General features: G+C 64.6%; 19 protein-coding genes and 2 tRNA genes. 9 read left to right on the top strand and 12 right to left on the bottom strand.

Annotated elements, in window-relative coordinates:
* The first annotated feature begins 28 nt into the window (after positions 1 to 28).
* Genes G570_RS10450 through G570_RS10460 form a run of 3 tightly spaced genes read left to right on the top strand, consistent with a single transcriptional unit; the run spans position 29 to position 3,509 of the window.
* Positions 29 to 1,246 (top strand): hydrolase, encoded by a 1,218-nt coding sequence (locus tag G570_RS10450; RefSeq protein WP_037502070.1) that lies wholly within the window; start codon positions 29 to 31, stop codon positions 1,244 to 1,246.
* Positions 1,243 to 2,259, top strand: a complete 1,017-nt coding sequence (locus G570_RS10455; protein WP_037502074.1) for an arginine N-succinyltransferase — start codon at positions 1,243 to 1,245, stop codon at positions 2,257 to 2,259. The genes G570_RS10450 and G570_RS10455 overlap by 4 nt, the downstream gene beginning before the upstream one ends.
* The gene (locus G570_RS10460; RefSeq protein WP_037502076.1) at positions 2,256 to 3,509 is read left to right on the top strand and encodes an N-succinylarginine dihydrolase; all 1,254 of its coding nucleotides are present in this window, start codon (positions 2,256 to 2,258) and stop codon (positions 3,507 to 3,509) included. Before G570_RS10455 ends, G570_RS10460 begins: the two co-directional genes overlap by 4 nt.
* A gap of 348 nt (positions 3,510 to 3,857) precedes the next feature.
* Here the strand turns inward: G570_RS10460 and G570_RS13770 are convergent, their stop codons facing one another.
* Positions 3,858 to 4,394: a hypothetical protein gene (locus tag G570_RS13770; protein WP_037502078.1), complete on the bottom strand. Its 537-nt coding sequence runs from the start codon at positions 4,392 to 4,394 to the stop codon at positions 3,858 to 3,860.
* A 324-nt stretch (positions 4,395 to 4,718) separates the two neighbouring features.
* Between G570_RS13770 and G570_RS13775 the strand changes: the two genes are divergently transcribed.
* Both G570_RS13775 and G570_RS10470 read left to right on the top strand, forming a co-directional pair.
* Entirely contained in the window at positions 4,719 to 4,877 is a 159-nt protein-coding gene (locus tag G570_RS13775; RefSeq protein WP_156930425.1) for a hypothetical protein, read from the top strand.
* 181 nt (positions 4,878 to 5,058) lie between these two features.
* On the top strand, positions 5,059 to 5,883 hold the full coding sequence (locus tag G570_RS10470) for an outer membrane protein (protein WP_051504286.1): 825 nt from the start codon (positions 5,059 to 5,061) through the stop codon (positions 5,881 to 5,883).
* A gap of 131 nt (positions 5,884 to 6,014) precedes the next feature.
* Here the strand turns inward: G570_RS10470 and G570_RS10475 are convergent.
* A tRNA-Arg gene (locus G570_RS10475) sits at positions 6,015 to 6,091 on the bottom strand.
* Between the two features lie 103 nt (positions 6,092 to 6,194).
* Here G570_RS10475 and G570_RS10480 point away from each other — a divergent pair.
* Positions 6,195 to 6,695 carry a hypothetical protein gene (locus G570_RS10480; protein ID WP_051504288.1) on the top strand — a complete coding sequence of 167 codons (501 nt, stop codon included), beginning with the start codon at positions 6,195 to 6,197 and terminating at the stop codon, positions 6,693 to 6,695.
* Here the strand turns inward: G570_RS10480 and G570_RS10485 are convergent.
* From G570_RS10485 to hemB, 3 genes are read right to left on the bottom strand one after another with little or no spacing between them, the layout of a single operon-like run.
* The gene (locus tag G570_RS10485; RefSeq protein WP_037502080.1) at positions 6,692 to 7,264 is read right to left on the bottom strand and encodes a GNAT family N-acetyltransferase; all 573 of its coding nucleotides are present in this window, start codon (positions 7,262 to 7,264) and stop codon (positions 6,692 to 6,694) included. The two genes, G570_RS10480 and G570_RS10485, sit on opposite strands and share 4 nt — an antisense overlap.
* The gene (locus G570_RS10490) at positions 7,261 to 8,529 is read right to left on the bottom strand and encodes an APC family permease (RefSeq protein WP_051504289.1); all 1,269 of its coding nucleotides are present in this window, start codon (positions 8,527 to 8,529) and stop codon (positions 7,261 to 7,263) included. The genes G570_RS10485 and G570_RS10490 overlap by 4 nt, the downstream gene beginning before the upstream one ends.
* The gene (hemB, locus tag G570_RS10495) at positions 8,526 to 9,521 is read right to left on the bottom strand and encodes a porphobilinogen synthase (protein WP_037502082.1); all 996 of its coding nucleotides are present in this window, start codon (positions 9,519 to 9,521) and stop codon (positions 8,526 to 8,528) included. The genes G570_RS10490 and hemB overlap by 4 nt, the downstream gene beginning before the upstream one ends.
* A 61-nt stretch (positions 9,522 to 9,582) precedes the next feature.
* Between hemB and G570_RS10500 the strand changes: the two genes are divergently transcribed.
* Together G570_RS10500 and G570_RS10505 are read left to right on the top strand one after the other, a co-directional pair.
* On the top strand, positions 9,583 to 10,473 hold the full coding sequence (locus G570_RS10500) for a diacylglycerol/lipid kinase family protein (RefSeq protein ID WP_037502085.1): 891 nt from the start codon (positions 9,583 to 9,585) through the stop codon (positions 10,471 to 10,473).
* Positions 10,474 to 10,678: 205 nt separating this feature from the next.
* On the top strand, positions 10,679 to 11,500 hold the full coding sequence (locus G570_RS10505; RefSeq protein WP_218915883.1) for an alpha/beta hydrolase: 822 nt from the start codon (positions 10,679 to 10,681) through the stop codon (positions 11,498 to 11,500).
* A gap of 34 nt (positions 11,501 to 11,534) precedes the next feature.
* Here G570_RS10505 and G570_RS10510 read toward each other — a convergent pair whose 3' ends face one another.
* The 6 genes from G570_RS10510 to G570_RS10535 form a co-directional block, all read right to left on the bottom strand.
* Entirely contained in the window at positions 11,535 to 12,269 is a 735-nt protein-coding gene (locus G570_RS10510; protein WP_156930426.1) for a hypothetical protein, read from the bottom strand.
* A 64-nt stretch (positions 12,270 to 12,333) separates the two neighbouring features.
* On the bottom strand, positions 12,334 to 15,084 hold the full coding sequence (locus G570_RS10515; RefSeq protein ID WP_037502091.1) for a valine--tRNA ligase: 2,751 nt from the start codon (positions 15,082 to 15,084) through the stop codon (positions 12,334 to 12,336).
* Between the two features lie 50 nt (positions 15,085 to 15,134).
* Positions 15,135 to 17,177, bottom strand: a complete 2,043-nt coding sequence (locus tag G570_RS10520) for a S9 family peptidase (RefSeq protein ID WP_037502094.1) — start codon at positions 17,175 to 17,177, stop codon at positions 15,135 to 15,137.
* Between the two features lie 39 nt (positions 17,178 to 17,216).
* Entirely contained in the window at positions 17,217 to 17,612 is a 396-nt protein-coding gene (locus G570_RS10525; protein ID WP_051504291.1) for a PopZ family protein, read from the bottom strand.
* Between the two features lie 38 nt (positions 17,613 to 17,650).
* Complete coding sequence (locus tag G570_RS10530; protein WP_051504292.1) at positions 17,651 to 19,096, bottom strand: TolC family outer membrane protein; 1,446 nt, start codon at positions 19,094 to 19,096, stop codon at positions 17,651 to 17,653.
* A gap of 23 nt (positions 19,097 to 19,119) precedes the next feature.
* Positions 19,120 to 19,770 carry a protein-L-isoaspartate O-methyltransferase family protein gene (locus tag G570_RS10535; RefSeq protein WP_051504294.1) on the bottom strand — a complete coding sequence of 217 codons (651 nt, stop codon included), beginning with the start codon at positions 19,768 to 19,770 and terminating at the stop codon, positions 19,120 to 19,122.
* A 144-nt stretch (positions 19,771 to 19,914) separates the two neighbouring features.
* Here G570_RS10535 and G570_RS10540 point away from each other — a divergent pair.
* A tRNA-Cys gene (locus G570_RS10540) sits at positions 19,915 to 19,988 on the top strand.
* Positions 19,989 to 20,003: 15 nt separating this feature from the next.
* Here G570_RS10540 and G570_RS10545 read toward each other — a convergent pair.
* Positions 20,004 to 21,410 carry a glutamate synthase subunit beta gene (locus G570_RS10545; RefSeq protein WP_037502103.1) on the bottom strand — a complete coding sequence of 469 codons (1,407 nt, stop codon included), beginning with the start codon at positions 21,408 to 21,410 and terminating at the stop codon, positions 20,004 to 20,006.

The following is a 21,410-nucleotide window of genomic DNA, read 5'->3' on the forward strand; positions in this document are numbered from 1 at the left end:
CGCCGAGCCGCGCTAGGAGCGGCGCATAATGGAGGGGCTGAGCAATCTTGAGCGCGCCTGCGTCGAACAGGCGATCGCGCAGCAGGACGACATGCTGCGCCTGACCCAGCTGTGGGCGCTGATCAACAGCGGCTCGCGCAACCTCGCCGGCCTCGCCGCGATGGAAGGCGAGCTGGCCGACGCCTTTGCCGCGCTGCCCGGTACCCTCAGCTTCCCCGACCCCACGCCGGTCGACGCCATCGACGCGGCGGGCAAGAGTTTTGAAGTCCCGCACGGTCGCAACCTGCGCCTGACCGTCCGCCCCGACGCTCCGCTGCAGCTACTGTTCACGGGGCATATGGATACGGTCTTTCCCGTCGATCACGCTTTCCAGGACCTGACCTGGTTGGAGCCCGGCGCGGTGCTCAATGGCCCCGGCGTCGCCGACATGAAGGGCGGGATCGCGGTCATGCTGGCGGCTTTGAAATCGATCGAGGCCAGCCCTGTCGCCAGCCAGATCGGCTATGACGTCGTCATCAACAGCGACGAGGAGGTCGGCTCGCTCGGCTCGGCGGCGCTGATCGCCGAGGCGGCCCGCGGCAAGCGCGCGGCGCTGACCTACGAACCCTCGGCGCTGCCCGATGGAACCTTGGCCGGTGCGCGTCCGGGCAGCGGCAATTTCAGCTTCACCGTCCACGGCCGCTCCGCCCATGCCGGGCGCAACCCGCAGGACGGGCGCAATGCCGTCATCGCCGCCGCCGACCTGGCGCTGCGTTTGAAAGCGGCGATGGACGGCGGCCTGTCGGTGAACCCCGCCAAGATCGACGGCGGCAGTCCTAACAATGTGGTCCCCGACATGGCGGTGCTGCGCGTCAACATGCGCCCCACCACGCTGGAAGACCAGGCGCGCGCCGAAGCGCTGATCCGTGACAGCGTCGCAGCGGTCAGTGCCGCCCACGACGTCCATATCCACGTCCACGGCCATTTCGCACGCCCGCCCAAGCCGATGACTCCCGCCATCGAGCATCTGTTCGGCGTGGTGAAAAAGGCCGGCGAGGATCTCGGCCAATCGATCGGCTGGAAATCGACCGGCGGGGTTTGCGACGGAAACAATATCGCCGCCTGCGGCGTGCCGGTCATCGACACGATGGGCGTACGCGGCGGCAGCATCCATTCGATGGAGGAATATCTGATTGTCGAAAGCCTGGGCGAACGTGCCGCCCTGTCCGCGCTGACCATCCTGCGTCTTGCGGGAGAACGCGCGTGACCTTTCGCATTCGTGCTGCCACGCCCAAGGACGTCGGCGCTCTCTATGAAATGGCCAAGCTGACCGGCGGCGGCTTCACCAACCTGCCGGCCGACAAGGACACGCTGGAAGCCAAGCTTCACCGCTCCGAAGCGGGTTTCAGCCGTGAGGGCGACAACCCCGGCGACGACCTTTACGTCTTCATGCTCGAAAATGTGGAGACGAAGCAGATCCGCGGCACCTGCCAGGTGTTCGGCGCGGTCGGCACTGACCGGCCGTTCTACAGCTACCTGATTTCCACGCTGACACAGAAAAGCGAGGAACTGGGCGGTCGCATCTTTCGCAACCAGACGCTCAACCTCACCACTGACCTTGAAGGGTCGAGCGAGGTCGGCGGACTGTTCCTCCACCCCCATGAGCGTGCCGGCGGCCTCGGGATGCTTCTGGCCCGTTCGCGCTATCTGTTCATCAAACAGCACCGCCCGCGCTTCGGCGATACCGTGCTGGCCGAACTGCGCGGCGTGATGGACCAGGCCGGCCATTCGCCCTTCTGGGACGCCATCGGCGGGCGCTTCTTCGGCATGACCTTCCCGGAAGCGGACGAATTCAATGCCGTCCACGGCACGCAGTTCATCGCCGACCTTTTCCCCAAGACGCCGATCTACATCTCGATGCTCCCGGAAAGCGCGCAGAATGTCATCGGCCAGCCGCACCCCACCGGTCGCGCAGCGCTGAAGATGCTGGAAAATGAGAATTTCGTCTGGGACAGCTATGTCGACATCTTCGACGGCGGCCCGACCGTCACGTGCAACACCGACCGTATCAAGACGGTGCAGGAATCGGAATGGAAGCTCGTTGGCGGCACGTCGAGCGGAGGACAGACCATGATGCTCGCGACCGGCACTTATCATGACTTCCGGGTCTGCTACGCCCAGGTCCAGACATCGTCCAACGGCGAACTTTTGCTCGACGATCAAGCCATGCGCACGCTCGACCTAGGTGCTGGCGACCGGGTGCTGGTGGTGTCGCGATGAGCATTGTCGAAATCAACTTCGACGGCCTGATCGGCCCTAGTCACAACTATGCGGGCCTCAGCCTGGGCAACCTCGCCTCGGCGAAGAATGCGGGTCATATTTCGCAGCCGCGGGCGGCCGCGCTGCAGGGCCTCGAAAAGATGCGGGCCAATTTGCATCTCGGCCTGACCCAGGGCCTGTTCCTGCCGCAGCCCCGCCCGGCCGACGCCTGGCTGGCAGAGGTTGGCACGACCATTATGGAAGCCGATCCCGCCATCGCCGCCAACGCAATGAGCGCGTCGTCGATGTGGGCCGCCAATGCCGCGACCGTCAGTCCCGCCCCCGACACCGCCGACGGCAAGTGCCACCTCACCGTCGCCAACCTGCGCACGATGCCCCATCGCAGCCACGAATGGGTCGCGACGCTGGCACAGCTTCGGCTTGCCTTCGCCTCGTCGGCCTTCGCCGTGCACGGTCCGGTGCCGCCGGCGTTCGGGGACGAAGGCGCGGCGAACCACATGCGCCTTGCGCCGTCGCACGGCGAAGCGGGCGTCGAAGTCTTCGTCTACGGCGTCAGCGGCGGCCCCTTCCCCGCCCGCCAGCATGTCGAAGCGTCCAAAGCCATTGCCCGCCTCCACCAGCTCGGCGACCGCGCCATCTTCGCCGCGCAGAGCGAAGAAGCGATCGCAGCCGGCGCCTTTCACAACGATGTCGTCGCCGTCGCCAACGGTCCCGTGCTGTTCGCTCATGAAAAAGCGTTTGAAGATAAGGCGCCGCTGCTGGCCGCACTCGATGCGCGCGTGCCCGGTTTCGAGCTGGTCGAAGTGCCGGACGCCGAGGTGTCGCTGGCGGACGCGATCAAGAGCTATCTGTTCAATTCGCAGCTGCTGACCTTGCCGGGCGGCGAGATGGCACTGGTCTGCCCGACCGAATGCGCGGAAACGCCAAGCGTCAAAGCCTGGATCGATCGGCACCTCGCCTCAAACGGCGCGATCCGACGGGTGGAGTTCGTCGACGTGCGCCAGTCGATGGCAAACGGCGGCGGCCCCGCCTGCCTGCGCCTTCGCGTCCAGTGCGACCCGGCCGACGTCGACCCGCGCTTCCTCGTCGACGACGCCAAGCTCGATCGTCTGGCGGCGGTTGTCGGTGCGCATTGGCCGGAGGAAATCGATGGCCGGGAACTGCAGAGCGAGACGCTGGTCGCCACCATCCGCAAGGCCCGCTTGGCCGTTATCGACGCGTTAAATCTGAATGAATTAACGTCGAGTTAATTTACAGTTAACCATCTCTGGAAACAGAAAAATCGCGGAACTCCGCCACTGGCACGGCGTTTGCTTAACCAATGGCGATGTTGCGGAAAATTGGCAGACTGTTTGTCATCAAGACGCGTTTCGAGGCGTTCGCGGTGACCTATGCCATCGCCGTGGGATCAGTGGAGCGGGGGCTCCACTATATGCAGCAGCTTCCCGGCTATAACGGTTACATCCTGTTTGCTGCCTGCCTCGGCGTGCCCTTCATCGCCGGCGCCAAATTGCTCGACAGCGTGCGTGGCGAAAAGGTCAAACCGCAGCCGCAGCGACTAAACGGCCCGGTCCGCCGTCACCAGCGACCGCGCCCGATCAGTCGTAGTCGACCCACTGGTTCCCGTTGGCAGAGCGGTTCAGCGTTACGGTTGAAACGTCACACAGATTGACGCCGCTGTAGGTAACGGTTTGTCCGTCACCCAGTTTTGCCTGGATGTCGAAGGCGCAATCGGGGTCTTGGAAAGTAATGGTGGTACGCCCGCCGTTGGAAGCCCCGTTGCCAAGCGGCCTCCAGCTGCTCGTGCCGGCCCTGCGAACCGAAACGGAACTGATCGCCGCGCCCGTCTTGTTGACCAGCACGAAATTGCCTGCTCCGGCGAATGCCGGCGCCGACAGCGATGCGATGCCGAGGAAGAGCGGAACCCACAGAGTTTTTGTCATTGCCGCAACATATGGAAACATCGTCGAAAAATGAAGATGGCGCGCGCCCGCCCCGCTCGTCGGACGCGCGCCCTTTTCGCCTATGCGGCGAAAGCGGCTGGATGAGACGGGCTGGACCGCCGCAAGATGATGGCTTCGGCCGGCTGCCGAAAGCTTTCGGCAAGCGGCAGGGCCGTCGCGCAGAAGCCGCATTCGGCGAGCATGCGCCCGACATACCAGTGCGTCCTTCCGCAACCAGGGCAGTGATTGACCTCATTCTCCCGGTAAACGGCGTGGTATCCGCGCTTCGCGGGATCGTATCCGTTCATCGACCTCAGCATCGCCGTGCCTCCTTTCCCGGATAAACGTGCGACGAGTCGTTAGGTTTCGACGATAAACGGATTCGATTCCGATGTCACGGCCGTGCCACGCTGTGTCCCGCGGGGGGACGGGCAACCCGCTGTGGATATTAACCATCACTTTACCTTTTCCGCGCAGAGTTGCCGGGCCGAGTAGAAGTGACCGGGAGATGCGGGGATGGAGTCCAACCAGCGTTTTTACCTGCGCCGAGCAGCCGAGGAGCGCACGGCCGCGCTGCGTTCGGTCACGCCGCAGGCCCGCGAATGGCATAGCAAGCTGGCATTGGATTTTGCGCGCCGTGCCAATGAATGCGGGGCGATCGTAGCCACCGCTTGACGCCTGCCCCGCTGATCGGCCCCCGAGCGAGATAGTCGCTAGCCCAGTTGTTAAATTCGTGTTAATTACCTGCCGTCCGGGTAAGGCCGACGATCGCCGACGCTTGCGTGTCGTGTTGCGATTCCCGCCCTGCCCATCGCTTGAGGCCCGATTTTTCGGGTCAGATTTAAGGGGGTAAATCATGAAACGCATCGCCATTGCGCTGTTGGGTGCGACCATGCTCGCGACGCCGGCAGCGGCTCGCGACAAGAGCCTGTATCTGGGCATCGAAGGCGGCCTGATGTGGCCGAAGGACAGCAAGTTCGACTACGACCCGGCACAGGGCACGTCGATCAACAACTTCTTCGTCATCGACCACAACATGGGCTACGACGTCGATGCCCTGTTCGGCTATGACGGGGGCATGGTCCGCGCCGAACTCGAATTCGGCTACAAGCGGGCCACGCACAACGAATATTCGCTGACCGTCAACAATGAAGGCCTGCAGACCATCTCCGCCGATGGCGATGGCAGCACCCGTTATGTGTCGATCATGACCAACCTGCTGCTCGACGTCGGCAAGGACGATGGGTTCAGCTTCTATGCCGGCCCGGGTGCCGGGTTCGCGTGGGGCAAATACCGCTTCAACACGGGCGAGGGATCGGCCTCGTTCAAGGACGGCGGCGTTGCCTGGCAGCTGATCGCCGGCGCGCGCTATGCGGTGTCGCCGAACATCGATATCGGGCTGAAGTATCGCTATTTCGTGCCGAGCAAGGCTACGGAGAGCGACAGCGGCAACAAGCTTGAAGGCCGCTTCAAGTCGCACTCGCTGCTCGCCAGCTTGATCTACAACTTCTACACGCCGCCGCCGCCGCCACCGCCGCCGCCGTCGCTGCCGCCGGCCCCGCCGCCGCCGCCGACGCAGACCTGCCCGGACGGTTCGGTGATCCTGGCGAGCGACGCCTGTCCGCCGCCGCCGCCGCCGCCACCGCCACCGCCGCCGCCGCCGGAACCGGAACGCGGCTAACCAACCCCTCCCTGACTATCAGGGACGCGAGCGGCCCGGGAGAAATCTCGGGCCGCTTTGCATTTTGCAGGCGCGGACGAAACTGCTCGGGTTGAGCTCCGGAACCAGGATATTTTACCGATTTGGGAAAATGGCGCGCCCGGAACGATTCGAACGTCCGACCCTCAGATTCGTAGTCTGATGCTCTATCCAGCTGAGCTACGGGCGCGTGCCGGGGGGTCCATTAGGCGGGGGAGCGAAGCGTGGCAACCCCAAAACGCGCCTTTTTACGCCCATTGCGCGGTTGCGGGCAGCATCCTAGACCCGGGGCCATGATCCGCACGTCATCGATCGCCCTCCTGACCCTGCTTTCGGCCTGCGCAGCGACATCCGGTCCGGAGCCGAGCCTGGCCCGTCGTCCGGCCGAGAGCATCGACCCCCGCGTGCCCGTACCGGGCGAAATTCCGGCAGGAACGGTCGATGCGGCGCTGGCGGCGCAGCTCGCGGCGGCGATTCAGGCCGCCCGTGGCGGCGTCGACGAATTCGACCGCCGCGCTGGCGAGGCCGAGCGGTTGGCTGCGGCAGCCGGTCCGATGGCCAGCGAAAGCTGGGTCGCGGCGCAACAGAGCCTGTCCCGACTGGTCGAGCAGCAAGGCGTTACGGCGCGAGCAGCGGCGGACGTCGACGCGCTGGCCGCAACGCGACTTCAGACGACCAAATGGCTGACACCCGCCGATCAGAGCGCCGTCCGCTCGGCGCAGGAGACGATCGCGGCAATTGCGGATCCGCAACTGGCGACCATCGATCGCCTGCGCAACCAGCTTACCCGCTAGGCGAGTGCAGCGGCCCTCGCGGCAGGCCAGCGTTTGGCATCGATCGACCAGACGATCGCCGGATTCAGCTCGGGTCCGAACCGAGTGTCGGTGAAATCCAGATCTTCGCGACGGACCATGCCCAACCGGATCATCAGCCCCTGGCTATCGGTGTTGGCGGGAATGGTCATCGCGATTACTTCAGGATAGCCGAACCGCCCGAACGCCAGATCGAGGCTGGCGATCGCCGCCTCCTTGGCGATCCCCCTGCCCCATGCGCTTTCCCGCAGCCGCCAGCCAATTTCCGGCGTGCCCAACAGATCTCCCGATCCCGGCGCGTTGACCCGCTTCAGGCCGCAGAAACCAAGGATCTCGCCCGTTGCCTTGTCTTCGACGATCCAGAAAGTGTGGCCGAAATCGCGGGTGAAGCCGGCAATGCGATCATAGGCCGCAGACCACCCCTCCCAATCCTGAACGCCGCCGAGGTGCTTCATGACCGGCGGGGTATTCATGATGTCGTAGAAGGCCTGCTTGTCGCTCTCGCGCCAGTCGCGCAGCAAAAGTCGATCCGTTTCCGTCGCAACACTCATACCCGCTCCCGTCGCGCCAAGAAATAGAGGCCGGCGCCTGCCAATGCCAGCAATCCCACCAATTGCCATTCCTTCGTGGTCGTTTGGGTCATCGCCCAAAGGCATAGCAATGCCCCGATAACCGGCAGGACGACCCGACGGAGCCAGCCCCGCCTGGTGCCGAACAGGCGGTCGAGCCTTGGCGCGGCGGCAATGCAACCAAGGTAGGCGAACAAGCGGGCCAATGCGCTCACGACCGCCAGGAAAACAAATGTCCCGCTCAGCGCCAGCGCCATTGCAGACAGGCCGTAGAGCAGGATCGACCAGAGCGGAGTCCCGAAGCGTGGGGACAGTGTCGCGAATATCGGCGGGATCATCCGCTCGTCCGCCATGCCCACGGTCAGGCGGCTGTTGGCGAGGATTGCCGACGCCTGGTTGCCGAAGATCGAGAGGATGATGGTCGCCGCCATTACGCCCGCCAACACCGGCCCGCCAACCAGCGTAGCGAGGTCGACCAGCGGGGTCTCGCTCGGCGGCAGCTGTGCCGCGTCGTAGGCCCACTGCACCAGCGCATAGAGCGCGGTAATCACAAGGACGGTGCCGACCAGGGCAATAGGGATGATGCGCCTTGGATCGCGCGCTTCGGAAGCCGGAACCGTTGCCGTCTCGAATGCCGTGAAAGCGTAGATGGCGACGAGGGCAACGCCCTCCACCGCTGACAAATGCGGCAAGGTCGGCGCGGGCCCAGTGCCGAACGCCGCCAAGGCCCAGAACGACACGACCAGCAGCGGCAGCACTTTCAGCACGGTAATCGCGCCGATTGCGGCCAGCGCGCGCCTTACCCCGATGATGTTGAGCATGATCAGCGTAGCAAACAGCAGGATGATCAGGACGCTGCGTCCTAGCGGCTCACCGGCCCACGGGAAGAACAGTGTAAGCGTCGTTGCCAGTACCGTTGCGTTGGCGGCGATCGACGCGATCCGCGCGACATAGGCCAGCCAACCCACCACGAAACCCGTCAACGGTCCGAAGGCATGGCCGACATAAAGCAGCGGCCCGCCGGATCGGTCGAAGTGCCGCGCGCAATCGCCGAACGACAGGGCGATGCAGGCCATGCCGAGACCGGCAAACAGAAGCAGCAACGGTGCGAAGCTGCCAACCGCCGCCTGCAATGTGCCGGGAAGCGCGAAAATCCCGGTCCCGATCATGCCGTTGGCGGCAATCAGGATGATCCCGACAATTCCGATGGTGCGCGCCGGCGCCTCCCTGGCACCGGTCGACGTCACCCTGCGATCAGTTTGGCAGCAAGCGGCGCGTGATAGGTGAGGACGCCCGATGCCCCGGCCCGCTTGAAGCCCAGCAGCGTTTCGAGGACCAGCGCGTCGCGATCGCCCGCGCCGGCCGCTGCTGCGGCTTCGATCATCGCATATTCGCCGCTCACCTGGTACGCGAAGGTCGGTACGCCAAAAGCCTCCTTCACCCTCGACACGACGTCGAGGTAGGGCAAGCCTGGCTTCACCATCACCATGTCGGCACCTTCGGCGAGGTCCATCTCGACCTCACGCAGCGCCTCTTCGATGTTGGCCGGGTTCATCTGGTAACCGCGCTTGTCGCCCTTTAGCAGCCCGCGCGAGCCCACTGCGTCGCGGAACGGGCCATAGAAAGCCGACGCATATTTCGCCGCATAGGCCATGATCGCGACATTGCGATGCCCTTCACGTTCCAGCACGTCGCGGATCGCCCCGACCCGCCCGTCCATCATGTCCGACGGCGCAACGATGTCCGCCCCCGCTTCGGCCTGCACCAGTGCCTGCCGGACCAGCACGTCGACGGTCTCGTCATTAAGAACGTAACCGGCATCATCGGTCAGCCCGTCATGGCCGTGCGCGGTGTAGGGGTCGAGCGCGACGTCGGTCAGGATACCGACGTCGGGCACCGCATCCTTGATCGCGCGGATGGCGCGGCAGATGAGGTTGTCTACATTGACCGCCTCTTCCGCCGTGACGCTGCGCCGATCGCTTGGCGTGTTGGGGAAAAGCGCGATCACGGGAATGCCAAGGTCGCGTGCTTCGCGCGCCTTGTCGGCCAACCGATCGACGCTCCATCGCGACACGCCGGGCAATGACCCGATCGGTTGCTCGTCCCCGCTGCCGTCGCAAATGAACAGCGGCCAGATGAGGTCGGAAGGATGCAGGCGATGTTCCTGCAACATCTCGCGCATCCAGGAGGTCGCGCGGCCGCGGCGCATGCGCATGGCGGGATAAGGGGCGTAGCTCATGCCGCTTACCTAGCCGACATCGGGGATGGAAAGAAAGCGATGCTGACGGGTTAAGGCCGCCATGGACAATGCATTGCCGAAACAGGCCATCCTCGTGGTCAACGCCATGAGCCGACGGGGAGCCGACGTATTCGAAGATGCACGCGACAAGCTCGTCGCGGCTGGCGTGGACCTGCTCGAGGCGCACGCGGTGACCGAGCCCGAGAAGATGGACGGCACGATCAAGGACGCGATCGCCAAGGCGCCGATGGTGATCGTGGGCGGCGGCGACGGATCGCTGTCGACCAACGTCGATTTCTTTGTGGGCAAGGACACGGTGTTCGCGGTACTCCCGCTCGGCACCGCCAACAGCTTCGCCAGGACGCTGACGATCGGCACCGACCTTGATGCTGCCATCGACGTCATTGCCAACGGTCGGCGCAAGCGCATCGACCTCGGCGTGATCGACGGCGACTATTTCGCCAATGCCGCGGCTCTCGGGCTGTCGCCGATGATCGCCGACACCGTCCCGCACAAGCTGAAACGCTATCTCGGCATGGTCGGCTATCTGATCTGGGCAGTGCGTTGCGCCTTCAAGTTCCGCCCGTTCCGACTGCGCGTGACGACCGAGGACGGTGCCGTGCACAAGGTATGGGCGACCGAAGCGCGGATCGCGAACGGCCGCTATCATGGCGGCGTCGAACTGGTCGAGGACCAGCGCATCGACAGCGGCGACATCGTCATCCAGGCCGTGACCGGCAAGAGCCTGCTCGGCCTGGCATGGAGCTGGTTCGCGACTCTGTTCAAGCTTAGCGGACGAGAGCGCACGACGACCGAATGGCGAGGCCGCAAGCTGCTGCTCGAAGCGAGGCCGCGCCAGAAGATCAGCATCGACGGCGAAATCGCGGCGAAGACGCCCGTCACGGTCGAAGTTGCCCGCGGCGCGATCGAGGTCGCCGCGCCAAGGGATTGACCTCATCGGCCTGGCGCGCTTCCATCGCGGCTCCGGGTCAGGAGTGCCGATGCGCAGTGTTGCCTTCCTTTTTCTTACGGCGGCCCTCACCCAACAAGGCGTCGCCCAAGAAACGAAGAGGTTGCCCGGACCATGGGTGCCGGCGCCGGGGATCCGCACAATGCCCTTGTGGCCGGGCCAGCCACCCGACACGCCCGCAGGTCCTTTGCCGAAGGAATCAGTGCTGGTCGCCGCCACGCCTGAGGCGCTTACCGGTGGTAAATCCGTCGCCGCGTTCGACGTCACTATCCCGACCATGTCGGTCTACCCGCCGCAGGGTAAAAGCAACGGGATCGGAATGCTGGTCTTTCCGGGCGGCGGGTTCAAGGCTGTGGTGCTTACGCTTCAGGGTACCGAAATCTGCAGTTGGCTCACCGCGCGTGGCTACACCTGCCTGCTGGTCAAATACCGTGTGCCCAAGACCGGCCATCATTATGAAGAGGCCTGCGATTGCGGCGTGGAACCGGACCGACCGCGTGCGCTGCAAGATGCCCAGCGCGCTGTGCGCGTTGCCCGCGCCAAGGCCCGCGAGCTCGGCATCGACGCGGACAAGATCGGGGTGATGGGGTTTTCGGCCGGCGGTTACCTTGCTGTCCAGCTCAGCAACATCATGACCCCTGCCTATGCACCAATGGATGCCATCGATCGCTTGAGCAGCAGGCCGTACGTCGCGGTAGCGATGTATTCCGGCCATCTGTGTCGGCCGGGCGGGAAGCTCGATCCCGGCATCCAAGTGACGAGGGCGACGACCCCGACGTTCCTGGCGCAGGCGTGGGACGATCCGGTCGACGAGGTCTGCAACGCTACCGTCTACGCCGATGCCCTCGCCAAGGCCGGCGTTCCGGCAGAGGTCCATTTGTTTGCCAAGGGCGGGCATGCGTTCGCGCTGCGCAAGCGCGATGTCGCACTGAAAGATTGGCCGGATCTGGTCATGCGCTGGCTGGCGCGGCGGGGCGTCGGGCCCAAGACAGTCGCTGCCGCCCGATAGGACAGCGGTCCCCGCCTCCACCTGCTAGCAAAGCCTAGAAGCGGAACTCATATTCCAGGTTGAGCCGCAGCTGCCCGTTCGCATCGTCTCGGGCATCGCCGAGGGCGAAGAGGTAGCCGGTTTCGATTTCCAGCTCGCCGGGTCCGAAATGCTCGATTTCCGCCTTGACGATCGGACCGGCGAAATGTTCGCCGCCGAGGCGGAAGCTTCGGGCCGAGCCGAAGTCGCCGAACGCTGCGCCACCGAGGCGGATCTCATCGAACGCTTCCCAATCGGCTGATAGGGCGTAGCCGAATTCGACCGGCTCTCCCCCGCCCAACGACTTTTCGGCGATGAGGTTGAGGCGACCGTCGAACGGGCCGCGCTTATGCTGCAGCAGCAGCTTGGTTTCGACCTTGTCGTTTCCATCGCGCACCGCTTCATATTCGCCGTACAGCCCGACATCGAGGCCGAGCGGTTCGATCCGAGCGACGTTGACGACGCTTTCAAGTGCAATAGCTTCAAGCTTCCGTGAGCCGCCAGGCTCACGCTCGAATTCCGCCAGCACGGCGCCATAGACATGGTCGGTAAAGCCGTGCGCAAATTCCAGCACCAGTCCGTCCTCGCCCTTATCGGGCCCGCCGGTCAGGCGGCCGTAACGCGCCTCGACTTCGCTGACTCCCTTCTCGACGGTGGCGGGATATACTTTTTCGCCGACGCCAGGCGCGGCAGTTGCAGATGGCGAGATGGCGAACGCCCCCAGCGCCGCAAGGACAGTGAACTTTTGCATGGCTGCCACTTATCGCGACCGTTTCGCATTAACAACTAAAAAATGCGAAACGTTCGCAACAAGGTCAGCTGAGCCGAGCCAAGGCAGCGGAGAGCCGCTCCGCCTCCGCCGAACGGGCGTCATGGTCCGCACGGGCCTTCTCCACGGCCTCGGGCTTGGCCCGTGCCGTGAAATTCGGATTGCCCAGTCGCGCGGCGAGGCTGTCCCGCTCCTTCACCGCTGCTTCGACGGCCTTGGCAAGGCGCGAGCGTTCGGCGTCCAAATCGATGGCCCCTTCCAGCGGGAAGGCAACCGCCGATCCGCCAGCCAGGATCTGCGCCGAGCTTGGCGGGGCGCTGTCCACCAGCTGCGGCGCGCCAACCTTGGCCATGCGCGCAAGTGTCGCCTGGTTGGCAGACAGACGGTCCGCCAGTGCCGCGTCGCCCAGAACGTAAGGGATAAGGGTCGCGGTCCACGGGATATTCAGTTCCGATCGGACCGCTCGAACCGCTTCGATCACCTCAACCAGCCCGCCGATTTCCGCCTTCGCCATTGCATCGACCGACGCTTCCGGCGCCGGCCATTTCGCGACGATCAGGTCATAGGGTCGCTCGCCCATCGCGTGCCACAGCTCTTCGGTGACGAAGGGCATGAAGGGGTGGAGCATGACCAGGATCTGGTCGAACGCCCAGGCCGCGACCTGCTTGGTTTCCTCGTCCCACGCGCCCTTCACCAGCTCGACATACCAGTCGCAGAAGGTGCCCCAGGTAAAGTGGTAGATGGCATCCGCCATGCCGTCGAAGCGCAGCTCGTCGAAGGCCTTGTTGAGCTTCGCCAGCGTTTCGACCACCTCGCCAATGATCCAGCGGTTGACCGGCAGCTTGGCTTCCGGAGCGGCAATGCTCGTCGAGGCTCCCACGCCATTGCCCTGCAGGAAGCGCGCGGCATTCCACAGCTTGGTCGCGAAATTGCGATAGCCCTCTACCCGCTTTTCATCGAGCTTGATGTCGCGGCCCTGGCTTTCCATCGCCGCCAGCGTGAAGCGCAGCGCGTCGGCGCCATATTTGTCGATCAGGCCCAGCGGGTCGACGACATTGCCCTTCGACTTGGACATTTTCGCGCCCTTGTCGTCACGGACAAGGCCGTGGAGATAGAGCGTCTTCCACGGCTTTTCGCCCATGAATTCGAAGCCCTGCATCGCCATCCGCGCATCCCAGAAGAACAGGATGTCGAAGCCGGAGATGAGCACGTCGTTCGGGTAATGACGCTCGAGGTCGTGCGTCTGCTCGGGCCAGCCGAGCGTCCCGAACGGCCACAGCGCGGAGCTGAACCAGGTGTCGAGGACGCTCGGGTCACGTGCCAAGCGCACGGCGCCGTCCGGATCAACCCCAATAGCGCCTTTCTCAAATTCCACGAATCTTATGGCCGTGGCAGGAAGCTTGGCTTTGTAGAATTCCAGTGCCTTTTCAGCGACTTCTTGTTCCGTTTCTCCCACGAACCACTGAAACTCATTTAGGGGCGTGAGAACCTGGCCACTCCCATCCACGTGTTCAATAATCGGTCCAGCCCACGCCGGGATGCGATGGCCCCACCACAGCTGGCGCGACACGCACCACGGCTGGATATTCTCGAGCCAATTGTACCAAGTCTTCTTCCACGTCTCCGGCACCACCGCGATGTCGCCCGAGCGGACGGCCTCAAGCGGCTTTTCGGCCAGCGTCTTGGCATCGACATACCATTGGTCGGTAAGCCACGGTTCGATCACAACGCCCGATCGGTCGCCGTAGGGCGTCGCGATGGTGCGGTCTTCGACCTTGACCAGCGCGCCTTCCGCCTCGAGCCGCGCGACCACTTCCTTGCGCGCGTCGAAGCGGTCCATGCCGAGGAGGTCGGAGGGAATGAGCCCGTCGGCGGTCTGGCAAACCCTGGCGTCGGCCGAGAGCATATTGAGCATCTCGGCGGCCTTGAAGCCCGCGCGCTTGCCGACTTCGAAGTCGTTGAAGTCGTGCCCCGGCGTGATCTTCACCGCGCCCGAACCCAGTTCCGGATCGGCATGTTCGTCGGCGATGATCGGGATGAGGCGGCCGGTGATCGGCTGCTTCAGCATCTGGCCGATCTTCGCCTTGTAGCGCTCGTCCTCCGGATGCACCGCGACCGCCATGTCGGCCAGCATCGTTTCCGGCCGCGTCGTCGCGACCTCGATGAAGCCGCTGCCGTCCGCGAAGGGGTAGCGCAGCGTCCAGAACTTGCCCGCGGTGTCCTTGGTCTCGACCTCAAGGTCGGAAATGGCGGTCTGGAACTTGGGGTCCCAGTTCACCAGCCTTTTGTCGCGATAGAGCAGCCCGCGCTTGTGCAGCTCGACGAACACCTTGAGGACGGCCTTCGAAAAGCCCTCGTCCATGGTGAAACGTTCGTTCGACCAGTCGCACGAGGCGCCAAGGCGGCGGAGCTGGCGGGTGATCTGGCCGCCGCTCTCTTCCTTCCACTCCCACACCTTGGCGACGAAGTCGTCGCGGCTGAAGTCGGTGCGCTGCTGCTGGCGTTCGTTCAGTTGCCGCTCGACCACCATCTGCGTCGCGATGCCGGCATGGTCGGTGCCGACCACCCACAGGCTGTCCTTGCCTTCCATCCGCGCGCGACGGATGAGGATGTCCTGCAACGTATTGTCGAGCGCATGGCCGATGTGGAGCGAGCCAGTGACGTTAGGCGGCGGCATGACGATGGTGTAGGGCACGGCGTCGGGGCGTTCCGGGCGGAACAGCCCCTCGCCTTCCCAATGGTCATACCATTTGGCTTCGATGGGGCCCGGTTCGAACGTCTTGGCAAGCTCGGTCATGCAAGTGCGCCTACCGTCAGGCGCACCGCACTGCAACATGCCTCAAACAATCACTTGTCGAGGTAGGTGCCCATCCAGTCGAAGACCTCGCCGTACCAGCGGATCGAATTCTGCGGCTTGAGCACCCAGTGGTTCTCGTCCGGGAACACGATCAGCTTGGAGGGAATGCCCTTGCGCTGCAGCGCGGTGAAGCTGGCGATGCCCTGCGTGTAGGGGATACGGAAGTCCTTCTCGCCCGTGATGACCAGCATCGGCGTCTTCCACTTGGCGACGTGGTTGACCGGATTCCAGCGTTCGAACGCCGCCGGGTCCTCGTAATAGGTCTTGCCGCCATGCTCCCATTCGTCGAACCACAGTTCTTCGGTCTCGTAAGCCATGGCGCGGGCGTCGAACACGCCGTCATGCTGGACCAGGCACTTGAAGCGGTCGGACCAGTTGCCGGCGATCCAGTTCATCATATAGCCGCCATAGCTGGCGCCCAATGCGCAGGCATTTTCCGCGTCGAGGCTGGCATCGTTGGCGGTCGCGAAGGCGAGGCCCTTTTGCAGGTCTTCCAGCGGCCAGCCGCCCCAATTGTTGCGGATCGCGTCGGTGAAGGCCTGGCCGTAGCCGGTCGAGCCGTGGAAATCGACGCTGACCACCGCATAGCCCGGCGACGAAATCAGGCGCGGGTTCCAGCGGTAGGACCAGCCGTTGCCGAAGCTGCCCTGCGGCCCGCCATGGACGACGAAGGCGATCGGCAGCTTGCCATTCGCGCCTTGCGGCTTCAGCTTGAAGCCCCATACCTTGTCGCCATTGGCACCGGCGAAACTGAACTTCTCGAACGTCACCGGGTCGAGCTGCGCAAGAAGGTCGCGGTTGACCGCGGTCAGCTGGGTCACCTTGCCCTTGGCAGTGACCCGATACAGGTCGTCGGGCGCCATGACGCTGTTTTGGGTGAAGATGGCACCACCATCGGCGGTTGGGACGACGTTGCCGGCGTGACCGTTGCCGGTCAGGCGCGTCACCTTGCCGGTCGCAATGTCGACGCGGAACACGGGCGCTTCCATCACGTCGTCGGCAGTGACGAGGATCGACTTGCCGTCCTTGCTCCACGCGATCGATCCGACCGAGCGGTCCCAATTGGCCGTCACCGCCCTAGTCGTTCCGCTTGCGAGGTCACGGACCTTCAGCACCTGGCGATCGGCTTCGTAGCCGGCGCGCGCCATCGAGAAATAGGCAAGGCTGCGACCGTCGGGCGACAGGGTCGGCAAATTGTCAGTACCGTCATTGTCGTCGGTCAGGTTGGTCGGCTGGGCCGAGCCGTCGGCCTGCGCCGCAAAAATATCGAGGTTGGTCGAGGTCGATTCGATCCGGCCGGCTTCGCGCAGCGCGAAATAGACGGTCTGACCGTCGGCTGAAATGTCGACCTCCTCGCCGCCGCCGAACGGCTTTGACGGCGTATCGCCGACGAGGGTGCCCGTGACTCGCTGGCCAACGCCCTGCAACTTGCCGTTCACCAGCGGAAAGCTGAAGATCCGGCTCTTTACGCCCGGTTCGGCCCAAGTGTCCCAGTGGCGAACGAACAGCTGGTCGTATTCGCGGGCCGACCCGCCTTGCGCTGCCGGGAAGCTGGTCGCGGTGCAGGCTAGGTCGGGACAATCTTTGGTGTCTGCCCAAACGATCACGCGGCTGCCGTTGGCGGCGACCTTGAAGCCTGACACGTCGGCGCCGAATTCGGAGACCTGAACGGCTGCGCCACCGAGCGGCATGCGGAAAAGCTGGTCATGATCGCCAGCCGGCGCGAGGAACCAGATCGCGCCGTCCGCGCCGAACGCCGCGTCGTGGCCCTTGGCCGGGAAACCGGCGAGCGGCTGCGGCGCAGCCGCTTTGGCTTTCAGGTCGAGGATGTAGGTCGGGTTGCTGCGCTTGTTCGCGGCAAGGTCGGTCTGCGAAATGGTGAAGATGGCGTAGCGGCCATCGGGCGATACGCTGGGCGACCCCATGCGGTGCATCATGTGCATGTCAGTCGCCGTCATCGGGCGGGCGACGGCGATGGAGGGAGCAAAGGCGGCGGCCGCGACGCTGGCGGCGAGCAGGAGGTGCTTCGTCATGGTCGCGATTGCTAGCAACCGCGAAGGCTGGTGGAAAGCCTAGACCGGGCGACCCGTGATGCGGTGGATTTCGCGCTTCACATGTTCGTCGACGATGCGCGGCAAATTCTGGTCCAGCCATTCCTTCAGGACCGGGCGCAGCATGTCGCGCAGCATTTCTTCCAGCGGATTGGCCTGGGGCTGCGGCGGCGCGGTCGCCGCGACACTGGCGAGTTGCTCCAGCGCGTGGCGGCTGGTGTCGGCCACCTCTTCTTCCATTAGCGGCGGGCCCAAGTCGACGACCGGCTCTTCCACCTCGGCGACCATGTCGTCCAGCTCGAGCACATCTTCCTCGACCGGCACTTGCTGTTCGGCCGCAGGCACCGCGGCGGCAGACGTGCGAATCTCTTTTTCTTCGGCGATCACGCGTTTGATCGACGCCAAAATATCTTCCATCGAAGGTTCGCGAGGGCCAGCCATGACCCGTCTATTACCTATCGCGGCTGGGAAACCAAGACCTGCGGCTGTTCTTCCGGCCGAACCGTGCTGGTCGACTTGGGCGCACTCTGACGTTCGCCTGCCCAGTCGTTCCAATTGTTGGCGACGCGGCGGTAGTTGCCAAGCGGATCGTACAGCGGACCGCCATCAAGGCCGAGGTCGTCGGCTTCGGCCTGGCCCATGGCGTTCAACAGCTGGAAGCCGGCGACATATTGGTCTCGTCGCGCGGTCACGAGCGCGACCTGCGAGCTCAGTAATTCCTGTTCGGCGTTGAGCACTTCGAGGATGGTGCGCGTGCCGACGCTGTTTTCGGCGCGGGCGCCCTGCAGCGCCAGTTCGTTGGCCTTCACGCCCACCTCGTTCGACTTGATCGCGCTGGTGGCCGATTCGTAGGCGGCGAAAGCGGAACGGGTCGTAGCGACGACGGCGCGCTCTGTACCGACGCGCTGCTCGAGCGCCTGGCCTTCGAGAGCCTGCGACTGGCGGATGCGCGCTGCAGGCAGGCCACCCTGGTAAAGCGGAACGCGCGCCTGCACGCCCACGCTGGTCGCGGTACCGCTGCGCGGCGCGCCAAGCGTGTCGCCGCTCAGCGTGTTGACATAATCGCCCGACACGACGCCCGACACGGTCGGCAGCCGCGACGCGCGCGTTGCATTGACGTCGTAGCGCGCAGCCTCGGCCTGGCGGGTCACCGCGATCAGGTCCGGATTGTTCGCCAGTGCGATCTGGACGGCCTCGTCGGCCGACTTGGGCAGCGGCGGCAAGGGCGGCGGCGGCGCCAGCGTGCCCGGCTCCTTGCCGATCACGCGCCGGTAATTTTCTTCGCTGGCCGTCAGGCGACCCTGCGCCGAGGCAAGGTTTGCCCGGCCGACCGACAGGCGGGCTTCGGACTGGGCGACGTCGGTGCGGGTAAGGTCGCCGATTTCGAACCGGTCCTTGGTCGCTTCGAGGTTGGTCGACAGCACCTTGATCTGGTTGTTGTTGAGCTCGACGATCGCCCGGTCGCGGATCACGTCCATATAGGCGGCGACCGCATCGGTGAAAACATCGCCCTCGACCGCGCGAAGCGTGGCCCGGCCGGCTTCGACGCGGGTCTTGGCGGCCTGGATACCGTTGCGAACGCTGCCCCCGTTGAACAGCGGCACGCTAAGGTCGACGCCGCCCGTGAGGTACGGACCCTTGCTGCCGATGCGCGCCAGCGATCCGCTGCGGGTAAGGTCGCGGCTGACGCCGATCGACCCGGTGACCTGGGGCCGACCGGCCGCCCGCGCGACGGCGACGCCGGCATCGGTGCCGGTCAGGGCTTCACGCTGTGCGTTCAGCGTCGGGTTGGCATTGTACGTCGACACCAGCGCCTCGCGAAGCGTGTCGGCGGACGCCGTTCCCGCCGCGAGGGCGGCGATCAGCGCGGCGGTAAGCGCTCTACGGGCGGGTTGACGCATCACGGGCAAATTCTCCGAAACGATTAGAAGGTGAAGGCCTTGGGCCGTTCGAAACCGGGCAAGCGTCCGACGTCGGCATCGACGATAGTCGCCAGACCGACGCTGCCATGGACCTTGCGGCCGACGACCAGGCGGCTAACGCCGCGATCGACCAATGCCGCCGCAACGCGACCGCCTTCGACCAGTTGCTCCAGCAGGGTGTCGGGCAGTTGCTCGACGGCGCCGTCCAGAAGGATGAAGTCATATGGCGCGGCCTTGGCATGACCTTTGGCCAAGTCGCCCTTCGCGACCTCGATACCGGCATCCTTGGCTACACCGACCAGCGATTCATCCGTCTCGATCGCAACCACATTGAGGCCGATCGCCGACAGCAAGGCCGCCGAATAACCAGTGCCGGCTCCGACAACCAGCGCCTTTTCGCCCGCGACGGGCGCGGCCTCGCTCAACAGGCGGCCGAGCGCGGCCGGGGGCATCATCGACCGGTCAGCACCGATCTTCAGCGGGCGGTCGAAATAGGCGAAGTCGCGGCTTCCCGCGGGAACGAACCGTTCGCGTTCGACGCTGGCCATCGCGGCCAGGACGCCGCGGTCGGTTACGCCTTGCGGCCTGAGCTGGCTGTCGATCATCGCCCGGCGTGCAACTGCGAAATCCTGCATCGATCCCTCGTCAATCAATAACTGTTATATGGCACTAATACAGTGCCGCTTCAAGAGGTCCTTACTTGGTGAGGCCTCGTCCGCCAAGCAAGGGAGGGCCACCATTTGTCGAATCGACGAGTTGACAAGCGGGGGGATGAACCGCCAAAGGCCCTCCCGCGAGGCCCGATGGCGGAGTGGTGACGCAGAGGACTGCAAATCCTTGCACGCCGGTTCGATTCCGGCTCGGGCCTCCACTCCTTTTCTGAAAATCAGACGTCGAGCAGGGCCTGGTGGACAGCCGCTGCACAGTCGCGCCCTTCGCGGATCGCCCATACGACCAGCGACTGGCCGCGCCGCGCGTCGCCGCATGCGAACACCCGCGGATGGTTGGTCGAATAGACGATCGACCCGGCCGGCTGTGCCCCTTCCGCAAACTCGAGCGACGCCGCCTGTTTCGGGAAGGTCGTTCCGGTGAAGCCCATCGCAAGCAGGACGAGATCGGCGGGAATGTCGAATTCGGAACCGGCGACCGGTTCAGGCCGTCCCGCCTTCCAGTCAAGGCGGGTACAACGCAGACGCTCGACTTTGCCCTGTCCTTCGAAGGAGGCGGTCATGACAGCGAAATCGCGGTTGCAGCCCTCCTCTTGGCTACTCGAGGTGCGCAGCCGTAGGGGCCAGTTCGGCCAGGTCAGCGCCTTGTCTTCGCGCTCCGGCGGTTGCGGCATGATTTCAAGCTGCGTTACCGACGCTGCGCCTTGCCGATTGGCGGTGCCGACGCAGTCCGACCCGGTATCGCCGCCGCCGATCACGACGACATGCTTGCCGCGCGCGTGGATTTCACCTTGTCCGGCATCGTCGTCGGCAAGACCGGCCACACGGCGATTTTGCTGGGTCAGATAATCCATCGCGAAATGGACGCCCGGCAAGTCGCGGCCCGGAATGGCCAGATCGCGCGGCTGTTCGGCGCCGACCGCGATCACCACCATTTCGTAATCGTCGAGCAGCCGTTCCAGCGGCAGGTCCGTACCCACCCCGACGTTGGTACGGAACAGCACGCCTTCGCGCTCCATCTGCTTTACGCGACGGTCTATCAGCTTCTTGTCGAGCTTGAAGTCGGGAATGCCGTACCTCAGCAAGCCGCCTACGCGGTCGGCCTTTTCGAATACCGTCGGGTTATGCCCCTTGCGCGCCAGCTGCTGCGCACATGCAAGGCCGGCGGGACCAGACCCGACGATGGCGACACGCCTGCCCGTACCCCTGGCGGCCAGCCGCGGCTCAACCCAGCCCTCGCGGAAGGCGCGGTCCACGATTTCGCATTCGATCGTCTTGATGGTCACCGGCTGGTCGTCGAGATTCAGCGTACAGGCTGCTTCGCATGGTGCCGGACAAACCCGGCCGGTGAATTCGGGAAAATTGTTGGTTGCGTGCAATTGCTCGTTCGCCGCGCGCCAGTCCGCTTCCGAGACCATCTCGTTCCATGCGGGAATGAGGTTGTTGAGCGGACAGGCCGAATGACAGAATGGTATGCCGCAATCCATGCAGCGCTCGGCCTGCCGCGACACGGTTTCAGGCGGCAGCGGCTCGACGAACTCGTCCCAGCCGCGGACGCGTTCCGCGACCGGCCGGTAGGACCGCTCGCGCCGTTCGATGTCGAGGAAGCCCGTGGGATTGACCAT

This window comes from Sphingomonas jaspsi DSM 18422 (assembly GCF_000585415.1).
Classification (GTDB): domain Bacteria; phylum Pseudomonadota; class Alphaproteobacteria; order Sphingomonadales; family Sphingomonadaceae; genus Sphingomicrobium; species Sphingomicrobium jaspsi.

What these genes read in the sequence shown, in the direction of transcription:
- G570_RS10480 (WP_051504288.1), top strand. Translation starts at nt 6,195, where the DNA reads ATGATCCGCACGTCATCGATCGCCCTCCTGACCCTGCTTTCGGCCTGC.
- G570_RS10450 (WP_037502070.1), top strand. Translation starts at nt 29, where the DNA reads ATGGAGGGGCTGAGCAATCTTGAGCGCGCCTGCGTCGAACAGGCGATC.
- G570_RS10485 (WP_037502080.1), bottom strand. Translation starts at nt 7,264, where the DNA reads ATGAGTGTTGCGACGGAAACGGATCGACTTTTGCTGCGCGACTGGCGC.
- G570_RS10520 (WP_037502094.1), bottom strand. Translation starts at nt 17,177, where the DNA reads ATGACGAAGCACCTCCTGCTCGCCGCCAGCGTCGCGGCCGCCGCCTTT.
- G570_RS10460 (WP_037502076.1), top strand. Translation starts at nt 2,256, where the DNA reads ATGAGCATTGTCGAAATCAACTTCGACGGCCTGATCGGCCCTAGTCAC.
- hemB (WP_037502082.1), bottom strand. Translation starts at nt 9,521, where the DNA reads ATGAGCTACGCCCCTTATCCCGCCATGCGCATGCGCCGCGGCCGCGCG.
- G570_RS10545 (WP_037502103.1), bottom strand. Translation starts at nt 21,410, where the DNA reads ATGGTCAATCCCACGGGCTTCCTCGACATCGAACGGCGCGAGCGGTCC.
- G570_RS10515 (WP_037502091.1), bottom strand. Translation starts at nt 15,084, where the DNA reads ATGACCGAGCTTGCCAAGACGTTCGAACCGGGCCCCATCGAAGCCAAA.
- G570_RS13775 (WP_156930425.1), top strand. Translation starts at nt 4,719, where the DNA reads ATGGAGTCCAACCAGCGTTTTTACCTGCGCCGAGCAGCCGAGGAGCGC.
- G570_RS10530 (WP_051504292.1), bottom strand. Translation starts at nt 19,096, where the DNA reads ATGCGTCAACCCGCCCGTAGAGCGCTTACCGCCGCGCTGATCGCCGCC.
- G570_RS10510 (WP_156930426.1), bottom strand. Translation starts at nt 12,269, where the DNA reads ATGCAAAAGTTCACTGTCCTTGCGGCGCTGGGGGCGTTCGCCATCTCG.
- G570_RS10470 (WP_051504286.1), top strand. Translation starts at nt 5,059, where the DNA reads ATGAAACGCATCGCCATTGCGCTGTTGGGTGCGACCATGCTCGCGACG.
- G570_RS10525 (WP_051504291.1), bottom strand. Translation starts at nt 17,612, where the DNA reads ATGGAAGATATTTTGGCGTCGATCAAACGCGTGATCGCCGAAGAAAAA.
- G570_RS10500 (WP_037502085.1), top strand. Translation starts at nt 9,583, where the DNA reads ATGGACAATGCATTGCCGAAACAGGCCATCCTCGTGGTCAACGCCATG.
- G570_RS13770 (WP_037502078.1), bottom strand. Translation starts at nt 4,394, where the DNA reads ATGCGGCTTCTGCGCGACGGCCCTGCCGCTTGCCGAAAGCTTTCGGCA.